Annotated in this window: 11 protein-coding genes; 4 read left to right on the forward strand and 7 right to left on the reverse strand. The window is 52.4% G+C overall.

What is annotated here, in order from left to right; genetic code table 11:
- Window positions 1-267 precede the first annotated feature (267 nt).
- From pflB to LQ901_RS03900, 4 genes are all read right to left on the reverse strand, one after another.
- Window positions 268-2,550, reverse strand: coding sequence for a formate C-acetyltransferase (gene pflB / locus LQ901_RS03885; RefSeq protein ID WP_010864064.1), 2,283 nt, complete (start codon window positions 2,548-2,550; stop codon window positions 268-270).
- 12 nt (window positions 2,551-2,562) lie between these two features.
- The gene (focA, locus tag LQ901_RS03890) at window positions 2,563-3,471 is read right to left on the reverse strand and encodes a formate transporter FocA (protein ID WP_265847144.1); all 909 of its coding nucleotides are present in this window, start codon (window positions 3,469-3,471) and stop codon (window positions 2,563-2,565) included.
- 669 nt (window positions 3,472-4,140) lie between these two features.
- Entirely contained in the window at window positions 4,141-5,895 is a 1,755-nt protein-coding gene (ycaO, locus tag LQ901_RS03895; protein WP_010864062.1) for a 30S ribosomal protein S12 methylthiotransferase accessory factor YcaO, read from the reverse strand.
- A gap of 108 nt (window positions 5,896-6,003) precedes the next feature.
- Window positions 6,004-6,585: a hypothetical protein gene (locus tag LQ901_RS03900; RefSeq protein WP_233671980.1), complete on the reverse strand. Its 582-nt coding sequence runs from the start codon at window positions 6,583-6,585 to the stop codon at window positions 6,004-6,006.
- Window positions 6,586-6,769: 184 nt separating this feature from the next.
- On the opposite strand from LQ901_RS03900, the gene ansB reads away from it, so the two are divergent.
- A complete protein-coding gene (gene ansB / locus LQ901_RS03905; RefSeq protein ID WP_197665196.1) occupies window positions 6,770-7,846 on the forward strand; it encodes an L-asparaginase 2 in 1,077 nt (358 codons plus the stop codon).
- A gap of 79 nt (window positions 7,847-7,925) precedes the next feature.
- Here ansB and LQ901_RS03910 read toward each other — a convergent pair whose 3' ends face one another.
- The 3 genes from LQ901_RS03910 to LQ901_RS03920 form a co-directional block, all read right to left on the reverse strand.
- Entirely contained in the window at window positions 7,926-8,363 is a 438-nt protein-coding gene (locus LQ901_RS03910; RefSeq protein ID WP_039045654.1) for a hypothetical protein, read from the reverse strand.
- A gap of 46 nt (window positions 8,364-8,409) precedes the next feature.
- Window positions 8,410-9,015, reverse strand: coding sequence for a 5'-deoxynucleotidase (gene yfbR / locus LQ901_RS03915; RefSeq protein WP_010864058.1), 606 nt, complete (start codon window positions 9,013-9,015; stop codon window positions 8,410-8,412).
- A 192-nt stretch (window positions 9,016-9,207) separates the two neighbouring features.
- Window positions 9,208-10,422, reverse strand: a complete 1,215-nt coding sequence (locus tag LQ901_RS03920) for a pyridoxal phosphate-dependent aminotransferase (RefSeq protein WP_010864057.1) — start codon at window positions 10,420-10,422, stop codon at window positions 9,208-9,210.
- A gap of 371 nt (window positions 10,423-10,793) precedes the next feature.
- Here LQ901_RS03920 and menF point away from each other — a divergent pair, with 371 nt between their 5' ends.
- Genes menF through menH form a run of 3 tightly spaced genes read left to right on the forward strand, consistent with a single transcriptional unit; the run spans window position 10,794 to window position 14,713 of the window.
- A complete protein-coding gene (gene menF / locus LQ901_RS03925; protein ID WP_082935594.1) occupies window positions 10,794-12,155 on the forward strand; it encodes an isochorismate synthase MenF in 1,362 nt (453 codons plus the stop codon).
- Window positions 12,136-13,830, forward strand: coding sequence for a 2-succinyl-5-enolpyruvyl-6-hydroxy-3-cyclohexene-1-carboxylic-acid synthase (gene menD, locus LQ901_RS03930; RefSeq protein WP_064977985.1), 1,695 nt, complete (start codon window positions 12,136-12,138; stop codon window positions 13,828-13,830). The genes menF and menD overlap by 20 nt, the downstream gene beginning before the upstream one ends.
- The gene (menH, locus tag LQ901_RS03935; RefSeq protein ID WP_064977984.1) at window positions 13,814-14,713 is read left to right on the forward strand and encodes a 2-succinyl-6-hydroxy-2,4-cyclohexadiene-1-carboxylate synthase; all 900 of its coding nucleotides are present in this window, start codon (window positions 13,814-13,816) and stop codon (window positions 14,711-14,713) included. Before menD ends, menH begins: the two co-directional genes overlap by 17 nt.
- The last annotated feature ends 19 nt before the right edge of the window (window positions 14,714-14,732 follow it).

Below are 14,732 nucleotides of genomic sequence, written 5' to 3' on the forward strand. Positions count from 1 at the left end.
GGCAGCGAAATTGAACCGCCTAATCGTGGATAATCTGGTACAAAATGTGCGGATTTTATGCGTTTGTTTCTGTTTCGCACTGTCGACAGGCTCAGTATAGCGGTTTGCTTCGCGGTAGTGTCTTTTTACTGCTGTCGTAAGTTGCTGCCGCAGTCAGTTGCGACAAAAGTAAGCCGGCTACCTATTGCACCAGAAACAAAAAAAGGCCCCTTACGGGGCCTTTAATTTATTCGCTTAACGCGTTACTCGTTTTCGTCAGTGTCTGGATTACAGAGACTGAGTGAAAGTACGGGTGATAACGTCTTGCTGTTGTTCTTTGGTCAGTGAGTTGAAACGCACTGCGTAACCAGATACACGGATGGTCAGCTGAGGATATTTCTCAGGATTTTCCATCGCGTCCAGCAGCATTTCGCGGTTCATTACGTTCACGTTCAGGTGCTGACCACCTTCGATGGACGCTTCGTGGTGGAAGTAACCATCCATCAGACCAACCAGGTTACGCTTCTGCGCTTCCATGTCTTTACCCAGTGCATTTGGCACGATAGAGAAGGTATAAGAGATACCGTCTTTCGCGTGAGCAAATGGCAGTTTGGCAACCGAGGTCAGGGATGCAACAGCACCTTTCTCGTCACGGCCGTGCATTGGGTTAGCACCTGGACCGAACGGAGCGCCAGCACGACGGCCGTCTGGAGTGTTACCAGTCTTCTTACCGTAAACTACGTTAGAAGTGATGGTCAGAACGGACTGAGTTGGGATCGCGTTGCGGTAAGTACGCAGTGCGCGGATCTTGTTCATGAAACGTTCAACCAGGTCACAAGCGATGTCATCTACACGCGCATCGTTGTTACCGAACTTCGGATAGTCGCCTTCGATTTCGAAGTCGATAGCGATACCGTCTTCGTCACGTACTGGCTTAACTTTAGCGTACTTGATAGCAGACAGGGAGTCAGCAGCTACAGACAGACCTGCGATACCACACGCCATGGTACGTACTACGTCACGGTCGTGCAGCGCCATCAGAGAGGCTTCGTAGCTGTACTTGTCGTGCATGTAGTGGATCACGTTCAGAGCGGTCACGTACTGCTTAGCCAGCCAGTCCATGAAGTGGTCCAGACGATCCATAACTTTGTCGTAATCCAGAACGGCGTCAGTCATTGGCGCTTCTTTTGGACCCACTTGCATCTTCAGTTTTTCGTCCACACCGCCGTTGATTGCGTACAGCATGGTCTTAGCCAGGTTCGCACGGGCACCGAAGAACTGCATTTGCTTACCAACGATCATTGGAGATACGCAGCATGCGATCGCGTAGTCGTCGGAGTTGAAGTCTGGACGCATCAGGTCGTCGTTTTCGTACTGCAGGGAAGAAGTATCGATAGATACTTTCGCTGCATAACGCTTGAAGCCTTCTGGCAGAGCTTCAGACCACAGGATGGTCATGTTTGGCTCTGGAGATGGACCCATGGTGTACAGGGTGTTCAGGAAACGGAAGCTGTTCTTGGTAACCAGGGTACGACCGTCCAGACCCATACCGGCCAGAGATTCGGTTGCCCAGATTGGGTCGCCAGAGAACAGGGTATCGTATTCTGGAGTACGCAGGAAACGTACCATACGCAGTTTCATAACGAAATGGTCAACCATTTCCTGCGCTTCTTGTTCAGTGATCAGACCGGCTTTCAGGTCACGCTCAATGAAGATGTCCAGGAAAGTAGAGGTACGACCCAGAGACATTGCCGCGCCGTTCTGAGACTTAACTGCAGCCAGGTAGCCGAAGTAAGTCCACTGAATCGCTTCTTTAGCGTTCTTAGCAGGACCGGAGATGTCGAAACCGTACTTAGCAGCCATCTCTTTGATCTGGCCCAGAGCGCGGTGTTGTTCTGCGATTTCTTCACGCAGCTGGATGGTCATTTCCAGATCTTCGCCGTTTTCCAGACGAGATTGCAGGGAACCGAACTGTGCGAACTTGTCCGCCATCAGGAAGTCGATACCGTACAGCGCGATACGACGGTAGTCACCGATGATACGGCCACGGCCGTAGGCATCAGGCAGACCAGTCAGAACGCCAGACTTACGGCAACGCAGGATGTCCGGAGTATAAACGTCGAACACGCCTTGGTTGTGAGTCTTACGGTATTCGGTGAAGATCTTCTTAACCATTGGGTCCAGTTCACGACCGTAAACTTTGCAGGAACCCTCAACCATCTTGATGCCACCGAATGGGATCAGCGCACGCTTCAGAGGCGCGTCAGTCTGCAGACCAACGATAGTTTCCAGAGACTGGTCGATATAACCGGCATCGTGAGAAGTAATGGTAGACGGCAGGTCAGTATCAAAGTCAACCGGCGCGTGAGTGCGGTTTTCTTCTTTGATGCCTTCCATGACGGAATCCCACAGCTTGGTGGTAGCTTCAGTTGCACCAGCCAGGAACGCTTCGTCACCTTCATACGGAGTGTAGTTCTTCTGGATGAAGTCACGAACGTCGACAGCGTGTTGCCATTCGCCGGAGGCAAAGCCTTCCCAAGCGTTAGCGAAGTTTGGATTTAATTCGGCCATTATGCACCTACCTTAATTCTGTGGTGTTTCTTGCGAAAGCGCAGTACGCAGCGATGCCGGTAAAACCTTCTCACCGCGCAGAAAAATAACCCAGTTCATCATTCCGACCAGCAGGGCACCACCGATGATGTTACCGATAGTGACAGGGATCAGATTATTGAAGACAAAGTGAGATACGGTCAGATCCGCAAACTGAGCGGGATCCACGTTCATTGCAGTCCAGAATTCTGGGCTGGCAAAAGAGTGAATCACGATACCCATTGGGATCATAAACATGTTAGCGATGCTGTGTTCAAAACCGCTAGCCACGAACATGGCAACCGGCAACAGCATAGCCAGAATCTTATCGGTAACCGAGCGACCTGCATAGGTCATCCATACGGCCAGACAAACCATCAGGTTCGCCAGCACACCCAGCGCAATGGCCTGAGTGAAGGAGTGATGCAGCTTATGCTGGGCTGTTTTGAGTACGGTCAGACCCCACTGGCCGTCAGCCGCCATGTGCTGACCCGCCAGCCAAATCAGGCCGACAAAGAAGATAGCGCCAACGAAGTTGCCGACATACACCACGACCCAGTTACGGAACATCTGTTTCCAGGTAATGCGGTTACTGGCTTTGGCGACAAGGGTCAGCACCGTCGAGGTGAACAACTCACCGCCACACAGTACGACCAGAATCAGCCCCAGAGCAAAGGCTAAACCACCCACCATTTTGGCCAGACCCCAAGCAACAGAGCCGGTGCCGGTCATGACGGTAGTGTAGAAGACAAATGCGATGGAGATGAAAACGCCTGCCATGATTGCGAGCAGGAAAGATTGGTTTTGATTTTTCGTCGCTTTATAGACACCAACGTTTTCGGCTGTTTTAGCCATCGTTGCAGGTGGCAAAGCATCAACATGAGATGAGTTTTCTGTTTTCACACACGGTTACTCAGTGACATGAAATTGGCGAAAGCATACTAGCAAATTAAGCGATAGCTAAACTTGATCTAGATCATAATGGTGAAATTATATAACACAATTTACAGGGTTATTAACATGGGTTTTTGTTTATCTGTATGAAAAATATAGAGAAAATATTTTTGAAAGTTTATTCTAAAAATTGAATGTAACTAAATTACGAAATTAAACAACAATATGCTTAATAACTGAGCGTCATAAAAAGTGTTTTCCAATCAGACTGTTGCCGCATTTATGAGACATAATCCGCGCCATTATTCGCTGATTGGCAAATAAAGCATACTGGTGGCAGTGCAGCATAGCTTATTTTAGCACTTTGGTAACATTCCTGCATGGCATTGTGGCAAATATTGGCACAAATACAGTCGAAATAGCGGAACGGGCACTGGCAGGCTCATTGTGGGTGGATAGAAAACGGAAAAACAGGGAAAGCCGAAAAATAGCAAGTTTAGAAAAGCAGGAAAGACAGATGGCGCTGAGAGGGCCGAGAACAAAATCGTTAGCCAATACTGTAAGTGGTAACGAAAATCGGCACCGCAGGCTGGCCTTGAGGCGTTCCACGGTGCCGATGTGGCATGATTGCTTTATTTGCGTTGCGCTACATGTTTACTGAAGCGGCAGTTAACTCAATTAGCTCCAGAAGGTGCGCTTAGCCGTTTGCAGCTTCTGATACGCTTCCAACAGTGCTTGGTGCGCCGGGAAGGCTTCCAGAGTGCTGTCGGCGGCATTTAGACCGTAGAAACGCTGTTCACCACGCACGCCTTGCCACGCGGCTTCAACGGTTTCGGCGCCGTACATGCGCTCGAAGGCCGGACGATACTGCTCAGGGTGGCGCTCTTCATCTAAGAACAGCTCTAACGAGGCTTTCAGGCAGCGATAGTAGTTAGCGCGCTCAGATGGGAACACCGACGCGTTGAACTCCATCGTCCAATCTACCCACTCCAGAGCCACATCCAATTCACCTGCGGCCATCGCCAGCATCGACTTCAGCTCGCCCACACGCAGGGTATGCCACGGGCTGTTAGAGCCCGGCACAAAGCCCAGCAGTTCGCGTACGCGGGTGAAATCATCCATCCCTTCATCATCCAGCTGGTTATAGAAGGCCATGTAGTCTTCTTTTTCCCACTCGGAATCGGGCAGGCTCAGGATAATGTCACGCAGGTGCATGCCCATGTTGTTGTTGGCCAGCAGCAGATCGTCAACCGGATAGATTTCAGACATGCCCGGTACCAGAATACGGCAGGCGTACACGCCTAAGTGCTCGTAATCGGCGATGTACACTTCCGCGCCTTCATCGGCAAAGATGCTCATCAAGCCGGCGAACTCTTGCTCGGTATCATCACCGAAGTTCCAGTCCGCGAACTCGTAGTCAGCTTCGGTCTTGAACAGATCCCACGAGATCAAACCGCTCGAATCAATGAAGTGAGTTTCTAAGTTGGCGTGCTCGGCCACTTCGTCGTTGTCGAATGACGGCGGTAAGAACACATCCAAATCTTTCAGGCTGCGGCCTTGCAGCAGCTCGGTTACGGTACGCTCCAGCGCCACACCAAACATTGGGTGGGCACCGAAAGAGGCGAAGCAAGATCCATTTTCTGGGTTAAACAGCACCACGCAAATCACTGGATACTGACCGCCCAGTGAGGCATCGTAAGCGAAAATTGGGTAGCCGGCGGTTTCCAGCGTAGCGATCGCTTCTTGTACGTGCGGGTAGCGCGCCATTACATCTTCTGGGATCAGCGGTAGGCTGATGGCTTCAGAGATGATACGGTTTTTGATGTAGCGCTCGAACACTTCAGACAAGCCTTGTACGCGCGCTTCATAGCGGGTGTTACCGGCGGACATGCCGTTTGACACGTACAGGTTGGCGATGATGTTCATTGGGATGTACACCACTTCGCCATCAGACTGACGGGTAAACGGCAGGGCGCAGATCCCACGCTCTTCATTGCCCGATTGCAGATCAATCAGGCCAGATGCGCACAGGTCGCCTTCGGGATCGTAGAAATCACGCAGGCCTTCATCCAGCACGCCTTCCGGCAGGCTGTCGTCATCAGGCAGCGGGAACCATTTTTCATCAGGGTAATGGACAAAATCGCCGTCGGCGATGTCTTGGCCCAGATAGAAGTCGGCAAAGAAATAGTTGGTGGACAGACGTTCAAAATATTCACCCAGCGCGGAAGCCAGTGCCGCTTTTTTGGTGGCACCTTTACCGTTGGTGAAACATTGCGGACAGTCTTTGTCACGAATGTGAACGGACCAGACGTTAGGCACAGGGTTCAGCCATGAGGCTTCCTCGATATTAAATCCCAATGCTTTCAGTTTGGACTGGAAACGCTCGATAGAATCTTCTAGGGCTGCGTCTTTGCCCGGAATGAAAGTTTGCATGTGCACAGAGTCCGTTTAGTTTAGTCAGTACACCGGTCATCACAGCGCCGGTCGTTATTGTCATGCATTCGCACTGCCAGTGGCAGGTTGAACGCACGTCTTACTTGGTCAGCGTACCAACTGCTGGTAATAACTGCTATCGCAGTTGGCGGCACCTTCCACAGCATAGTTATAAAAATCACCGTTTACCGCTAGATAGTCATTCAGCGCTGAGTAGGCCAGTTGACGCTCTGGGGTGTTGGCAATCCATTGTTCCAGTTCTTTGAGCGAAAATCCCGGCGTCACATTCTGGAATGTGGCACACGCAGCAGCGCGTGAGATCTCTTCGCCGGTGACGCTAATATCTTTTTTATCCATCAGCTCCTGATGGTAGGTCAGCATGCTGGTGGTGATGGCATTTGTCAGTTGCAACAGCGCTGCTCGCTTGCTGGGCGCATTCGGATATCGGGCGGCAATTTTACGCTGAACGTCATCACGAACGCCATCGCCATCGAGATCGACTCCAACTAAAGAAACCGTGCCCGCCATCCCCGGATCTGGGGGTAAGCTCGGTTCGAGCGCAGCAAAGGCTTGCGCGCGTTGTTTGGTGTTGACCGTGTCATCCGCAACTTGCTGCAGGCCGGTATTGGCTAGCGCCGTGCCCGCCCAACAGCTGACCAGTACTGCACAGGTCAGGATCGTTTTACGCATACACACATCTTCCTTCTGATAAGGCGCTAAGCTAACCACTGTTGACGGTTATTTTTATGTGCGGCAAGTAACACTCTCAGATTTTTATGCTGCATTCGTCCCTCTTTTTTCACGATTAATCACATTTTTATCGGCCGTGCTCGGCATAATGAGCGGCGGTCGATAACTAAATGGATGTAACACGATGACTATCAGTAAAACTTTTCAAAAAACACTGAGTGCTTCTGTTGTCGCTTTGTGGTTTTCCGGTGCTGCATTTGCTGCTGATTTACCTAATATCACGATTCTGGCTACAGGCGGAACCATTGCCGGTGCCAGTACCACCAATTCTGCGACTGACTCCAGCTATACCGCCGGTAAAGTCGGGGTGGATGCTCTGATTGCTGCGGTGCCAGAGATGAAATCGGTCGCTGATGTGTCCGGTGAGCAGGTAGTGAAAATCGGCTCTCAGGATATGAATGACGAAGTCTGGCTGAAGCTGGCCAAGCGTGTCAATGAGCTGCTGGCGAAGGACGACGTGGATGGCATCGTGATTACTCACGGTACGGATACCATGGAAGAGACCGCGTATTTCCTGGACTTGGTCGTGAAGAGCGACAAGCCTGTGGTACTGGTAGGCGCGATGCGTCCTTCTACTGCGATGAGCGCAGACGGTCCATTCAACCTGTATAACGCGGTGGTAACGGCAGCTGATGCCAACTCGAAAGGCCGTGGCGTGATGGTTGCCATGAACGACACCGTACTGGGTGCCCGTGACGTGGTGAAGATGAACACCACCGAAGTGAACACCTTCCAAGCGCCAAACTATGGCCCACTGGGTTACATCCATAACGGTAAGATTGATTACCAGCGTACCCCTACTCGTAAGCACACCAGCGAAAGCCAGTTCGATGTGAGCAAGCTGGATAAGCTGCCGAAAGTGGGTATCGTGTACGGTTACTCCAACATGGCGGTAGAGCCAGTGAAAGCGCTGGTGGATGCGAAGTATGACGGTATCGTGACTGCTGGTGTGGGTAACGGTAACCTGTACAACACCACCTTTGATGTGCTGGAAAAAGCGGCTAAAAACGGTACCGCAGTTGTGCGTTCATCCCGTGTGCCTACAGGCTCCACAACGCTGGATGCGGAAATCGATGATGCCAAGTACGGCTTTGTGGCAGCTGGCCCGTTGAACCCGCAAAAAGCGCGTGTTCTGCTGCAGCTGGCGCTGACGCAAACGCAAGACCCAGCTAAGATTCAGGAAATCTTCCTGACTTACTAATGGCCTTGATGCCTGAGACATAAAAAATCCGGCCACTGCGCCGGATTTTTTGTTGTTAGCGTGTGGTGATAAACACCGTTTACTGCTTGTAAATCCAGTATTGGTCGTTCAACCGCTCGACTTTCCCTTGCCACTGACACAGCTCAGTAAGTTGGGTCTCTTTATATAAAATGGCCGGCTGCTGACCGTAACCGAACATCAGGTTATAGGTCTGCTTGCGCGTGCCGTCTTCGGCTTGAAACAGAATATCGCCCACCCACTGGTATTGTTTGAACTGCGGGTACATCGCGCCCCAACCGGGCATGGTGGTTTCGTCTTCTAAGACGCCGGTAACATGCACAATGTCTTTACTGGCTAACGCGGGGCACATCTCTTTGAGTTTGCGCCACGCACTGACCACGTTTTGCATTTGTGTTTCGGTGAGGGTGGGTTGATCCAACGTCACTTTCAGCACTTTTTCTTTCTCTTTACAGCCGGTCAGGGCCAGTAACAGCATCAGGGCAGCGATTGGTTTCATGGTGATTCCTGTTCTTTTTTGTATTTTTTGCCTTCACTCGGCGTGATTACAGCGTGCCTTGTTCATCGTGACTGATTTCATCTAAAGAAAGATGAAAGCTCGGTACAAACACGTTCATGAAGTAATCCATCTCTTCACTGTGGCGGTCACGCAAGGTTTTCTTCAGCCGTTTTTTGGCCAGTTTAAATTCGTTATTCCCTGCCGAGAGCTCTTCGATGCACTTGAGATAGGCACACAGGGCGTCGGCTTGTTTGACGATGTGTTGCTCCTCAGGTTGCAGCGCATCGGAGTCAATCAGCATTCGGTAGTCGTCTTGAAACTCGGGAGGCAACATACCGACCAGTTTTTGCTCGGCGATTTTTTCAATTTTTTTGTATTCGCGGGCAATTTCTGGGTTGTAGTACTTGATAGGGGTGGGCAAATCACCGGTTAACACTTCGCCAGCATCGTGGAACATGGCAATCAGGGCGATGCGCTCAGGGTTAACATTCCCTGCGAATTTTTTGTTTTTAATCAGTGCCAATGCGTGAGCCACAAAGGCGACTTGCAAGCTGTGCTCGGAGATATTTTCCGTTTGCACATTGCGCATTAACGGCCAGCGGTTGATCAGTTTCATCCGCGACAGGTAGGCGAAAAAGTGGCTGTGGTTCATTCCATTACTCCTTAACCGATGCCAGAACAATATTGTGCGGCAAAGGGCGCGAAGAAGCAAAAGCGGCGCTGGTATCAGATTCAGCTGTAAAAAGGCCAAGAAAAAGCACTCCGGTGAGGGAGTGCTTGGGCAGGCATGTATGCCGGATGAGTGTGACAGGGGAAAATTAACGGTGCCGCTTATTAATGGTACTTATTGGTGGTACGTGGAGAAGAAACGCCCCAGTTTACCGATTGCCATCTCCAACTCATCCACACGTGGCAGCGTGACGATCCGGAAATGATCGGGATGCGGCCAATTAAAGCCGGTTCCCTGAACCAGCAGCACTTTTTCTTGTAGCAGCAGGTCGAGCACCATTTTTTGATCGTTACGGATATTGAATTTCTTCTGATCCAGTTTCGGGAACATATACAGCGCGCCCATCGGCTTGACGCAGGAGATCCCTGGGATCTCGTTGATCAGCTCCCACGCGCGGTTACGTTGCTCGTACAGGCGACCACCCGGATGGATAAATTCGTTGATGCTCTGATAACCACCAATAGCGGTTTGAATAGCGTGTTGCATCGGCACGTTCGCACACAAGCGCATCGAGGCCAGCATCTCTAAGCCTTCGATATAGCTCTTAGCGTGCTTTTTCGGGCCGTGCAGTACCATCCAACCTTGGCGAAAACCGGCCACGCGGTAGGTTTTGGACAATCCGTTAAAGGTAACGGTCAGCAGATCCGGCGCTAAGGCTGCGATCGAGTGGTGCACCGCGTGGTCGTACAGGATCTTGTCGTAAATTTCATCGGCAAAGATCACGAGGTTATGTTGGCGCGCAATTTCCACGACCTCGAGCAGCAATTCTTTGCTGTAAACCGCACCGGTAGGGTTATTGGGGTTGATGATCACAATCCCCTTGGTGCGCGGGGTGATTTTACGTTTGATATCGTCTAAATCAGGGAACCAGCCGGCTTCTTCATCGCACATGTAGTGCACGGCAGAGCCGCCGGACAGGGAAACTGCCGCTGTCCACAGCGGATAATCAGGCGCTGGCACCAGAATTTCGTCGCCATTATTCAGCAAGGCCTGCATCGCCATCACAATCAGCTCGGAAACCCCGTTACCGATATAGATGTCTTCCACGGTGGCGTCCATCATGTTGCGCTTTTGATAGTGCTGCATAATGGCTTTACGAGCGGAATATAATCCTTTGGAGTCTGAGTAGCCTTGCGCGGTAGGCAGATTGCGAATCACATCGACCAAAATTTCATCGGGCGCTTCAAAACCAAAAGGCGCGGGGTTGCCGATATTCAGCTTGAGAATTTTGTTGCCTTCTTCTTCTAAGCGTTTGGCTTCTTTTAATACCGGGCCGCGGATGTCATAGCAAACGTTATCGAGTTTTGTAGACTTATTGAGAGTATGCATAGTAAGGCGCGCCACTGTTTTAAATATAAAGAGAGATACTCCAGCACTTTACTCTGTGGGCGGCAGCGGCGAAAGCTAACTGGTTGATTTCAGAGCAACGCTCTGTATGTGGCTCCGCTAGCGGCGCATAGATAACTATTAAGCGTTACTAATTGGTATTTTATTGTGCTAAATGGCAATAAAATAGATTAAAATTATGACTTTGAATAAGTCTGTGTGACCACGGTCGTTGAAACTGGCCGTTTGGCGTTACAATATGGCTGTTTTGTGATGACTCTCCATGGATCAAAATGAAAATCAGGAGAGCGAAAATAACCAGAGTAAGTGGATTGCTTACGCGTGAGGTTACTTTGAACCTGCTTGATGAACTGATGCCCAGACTGCGTCAGCTGTTTTGTGGCCCGGCGGATAACGCCGTACCGGATGTCACCCATTCCGATTCTTCCTCTGCGGCGTTACCGGATTCTCCCGGTATCCGGCAATTTACGTTCTCCATGCTACGCCGAGATGCTGGCAAATTACTTGACTGGTTGTCAGCTCAGCCGCTGTTTCCCAAATTTTACTGGTTGCACCGTGATGGCTCTGAAGAGGTCGCCGCGCTGGGGCAAGTTCGCGTGTTTAATCGCCCTGATGCGGTCAGTGAGTTCTTACAGGCGCAGAACGAACCGCTGCGCGTGTGGGGCGGTACAGCATTTGATGGCTTGCAAGCGCGTAGCCACGGCTGTTTGAGCGGCTGGTTTTTCTTGCCGCGCTTTGAACTGCGCCAGACCACCAAAGGGGCGTGGTTAACCATTAACCTGCATAGCCACACTTCGCTGCGAGAAGATGGCCTGCAAGCGTGGCAACAGCTGTGTCAGCTGGTGGCGTCAAGTGCGCTGAATTTGCCGGATGTGACGGTGGAGCAAGCGCGCCATGCGCCCGATAAAGCGGGCTGGTTTGCGCTGATCCGCAAATCTCTGGCGGCTATTGAGGCGCGTGAATTTGATAAAGTGGTGTTAGCGCGTAAAACCACGCTGACGCTGGATAAGCCAGTGGCGCCGGCTGAATTGCTGGCCGCCAGTCGCCGTGTGAATCACCGCTGTTTCCATTTTATGTTGGCGCTGGATGATAGCCACGGTTTTGTTGGCTCCAGCCCCGAGCGTTTGTTCCGCCGCAGTGGTCAGACGCTGTACACCGAAGCGCTGGCTGGGACGGTGTCGCGTACTGGGGATGATATTCAGGATCATCAGCTGGCTCAGTGGCTGCTTTCTGATAAGAAAAATCAGCACGAAAATCTACTGGTAGTGGAAGATATCTGTTCACGTTTAAGCGGACATGTGGATAATCTAGATGTTTTGCCTGCAGAGGTGTTGGCACTGCGTAAAGTGCAGCATCTGCGGCGACGGATCACCGCCCAATTACGGCAAGCCGATGATGCCCAGTGTTTGACTTGGTTGCATCCAACCGCCGCGGTCGCGGGATTACCGCGTGAGCCGGCGCGGCGCTTTATTCACGAACATGAGCCTTTTGAGCGCGGCTGGTATGCCGGCTCTGTTGGGCACATTTCCCGTGAGCGCGCGGAGTTTACCGTGGCTATCCGTTCGGCGTTGATCCAACAAAACCAAGTTCATTTATTTGCCGGGGCTGGAATTGTCCCCGGCTCTGACCCAGAAGCTGAGTGGCAGGAGATTGAGCGCAAAGCCGCCGGCCTGCGCACTTTGCTGGAGCCCGACTATGTCAACAAGTGCCTTTAATCGTCGCTGGGCGGGGGTAGTGCTGGAAGCGATTACCCGTCACGGGGTTCGCCATGTCTGTATTGCCCCCGGTTCCCGCTCAACACCGCTGACGCTGGAAGCGGCCGCGCATGCCAAATTGACCTGCCACACCCATTTTGATGAGCGTGGTTTAGGACATATGGCGCTCGGTATGGCAAAGGCGTTAAATCAGCCGGTTGCGGTTATCGTGACCTCCGGAACGGCGGTGGCCAATTTGTATCCGGCTCTGATTGAAGCCGGTTTGACCAAAGAAAAACTGGTGTTGCTGACGGCAGACCGTCCGCCAGAGCTGGTGGATTGTGGCGCGAATCAAGCGATTCGTCAGCCGGGTATGTTTGCCGACCATCCGTGTGTCAGTCTGAATTTACCGCGCCCTACGCCGGATATTCCGGTGCGTTGGCTGCTATCCGAGTTGGATACCGCGATGCACCGTCAGGCGCAAGAGGGCGGCGCAGTGCATGTGAACTGCCCGTTTGCGGAGCCGCTGTACGGCAATGACACCAGCTTGTATCAAGAGTGGATGCAGCCGGTGGCCGATTGGCTGGGTGGTGATGCCCCATGGCTAACTTTCCGTCATCCGCAAGCGTCAGTCGAAACTGATCCGCATTGGGATACCCTGTGCAAGCGCAAAGGGGTGATTGTCGCCGGTCAAATGGCGCCCGAAGAAGGGGCCGCCGTCGCGGCGTGGGCACAGCGTTTGGGCTGGCCGTTGATCACTGACGTGCAATCCGGCGTATCGCCGATGCTGCCGTATGCCGATTTGTGGCTGAGTAACCCGCATGCGCTAGAGCGTTTGGCTGAGGCAGAGATTGTCATCCAACTGGGTGGCCGCTTTATCTCCAAACGGGTGTGCCAGTGGCTGGAAAGCCTGTGTGTACAAGAGTATTGGGTGGTAGCGCCGCATAGTGAGCGTTTAGACCCGTATCATCATCGTAGCCGCCGGATTTGCGCCGGTATTGCCGATTGGGTTCGTGCCCATCCCGCTGAAGGGCAACGTAAGCCGTGGGCGATTGAGTTGCCGGCGTTGGCGCGTTTTGCCCATACGCAAGTGCAAAAACACTTGGGTTCCAAGCTCTGTGAAGCCTCGATCGCGCACCACTTGAATAAAATTCTGCCGCCAGATGGCCAAGTTTTCTTAGGTAACAGCCTGATTGTGCGTTTGATTGATGCGCTGGGCACCTTGCCTGAAAATTACCCAACTTACAGCAATCGCGGTGCCAGTGGCATTGATGGCTTGATCTCAACCGCGGCAGGCGTTGCCAAGGCCGGTGGTAAGCCAACACTGGCGATCGTCGGTGATACCTCGGCGTTGTACGATCTGAACTCGATGGCGCTGCTGCGTAATCTCGGTGTGCCGTTTGTGCTGATCGTGATTAATAACAACGGTGGGGCTATCTTTGATCTATTACCTGCGCCGGAAGCAGAGCGTGAACGTTTCTACCGCATGCCGCATGGGCTAGATTTTTCCCATGCTGCCGCCATGTTTGGGATGGCGTATGCCCGCCCGTACACCTGGGCTGATGTGGGAACCGCGCTGCGTCAGGCGTATGTGAAAAATGGTGCCATGCTGATGGAGCTGAAAGTTGCCGACAGCGAGGGCGCTGAAACCCTGCGGACATTACTGCAACAGGTGCGAGATGCCGTTATCAGTTAAAACTCAATCAGTTGAAGCGCAAGTGTCACCTCAGAATTCATCAACCTTGCACTGTGTCCGCCGTGGTGACACGGCGCTGAGTGAACAAGGCAAACCGTGGCTGGTTTGGCTGCATGGTTTTCTCGGCAATGGTGATGATTGGCAAGCGGTGACAGGTCAATTGGCCGACTATCCGCTGCTGACTGTTGACCTGCCGGGACACGGCGGTTCAACTGGATTTAGCGTGCGTTCGATGGCCGAAGTGAATCGCCTGCTGACGGCGACACTGGCAGCGCAAGGCATTCACGATTATTGGCTGATAGGCTACTCCATGGGCGGGCGCATTGCGGCCTACCATGCGACGCAAACGGCCAATGGCCAGCCGCCGCAAGGTCTGCGTGGGTTGATTTTGGAAGGCGCGCATCCGGGCCTGCCGCAAGAAGAGCAGTGTCTGGGCCGTTGGTACCACGACCGGCGTTGGGCAGAGCGTTTTCGTCGTGAGGCGCTGGCCGATGTGCTGCGCGACTGGTATCGCCAACCGGTGTTTGCCGATTTGAATCCAACGCAACGCAGTGAGTTGCAACAACGCCGTGCGGCCAACGATGGCCGAGCGTTAGCCATGATGCTGGAAGGCTCTTCCTTAGGGCGTCAGCCACAAATGGGCCAGCCGCTGCGCGATCTGCCGTTGCCATTCCACTATCTGTGTGGTGAGACTGATTTGAAGTTCGTCACCTTGGCGCGTCAGCACGGTTATCCGCTCGCGCTGATCCCACAGGCTGGACACAATGCTCATTACGGCAATCCAACCGCTTATGCGGCGCAGATCCGCGCGATTTTAGCGCAAGCGTCTGCGACAGAACGTGCATCAACGCCGCCGTCAGCAGAAACTGCTGACGCCCGTTGAACTGAAATTTCACGCACCG

The organism is Plesiomonas sp. PI-19 (assembly GCF_021368255.1).
Taxonomy (GTDB): Bacteria; Pseudomonadota; Gammaproteobacteria; order Enterobacterales; family CAMTGL01; genus Plesiomonas; species Plesiomonas shigelloides.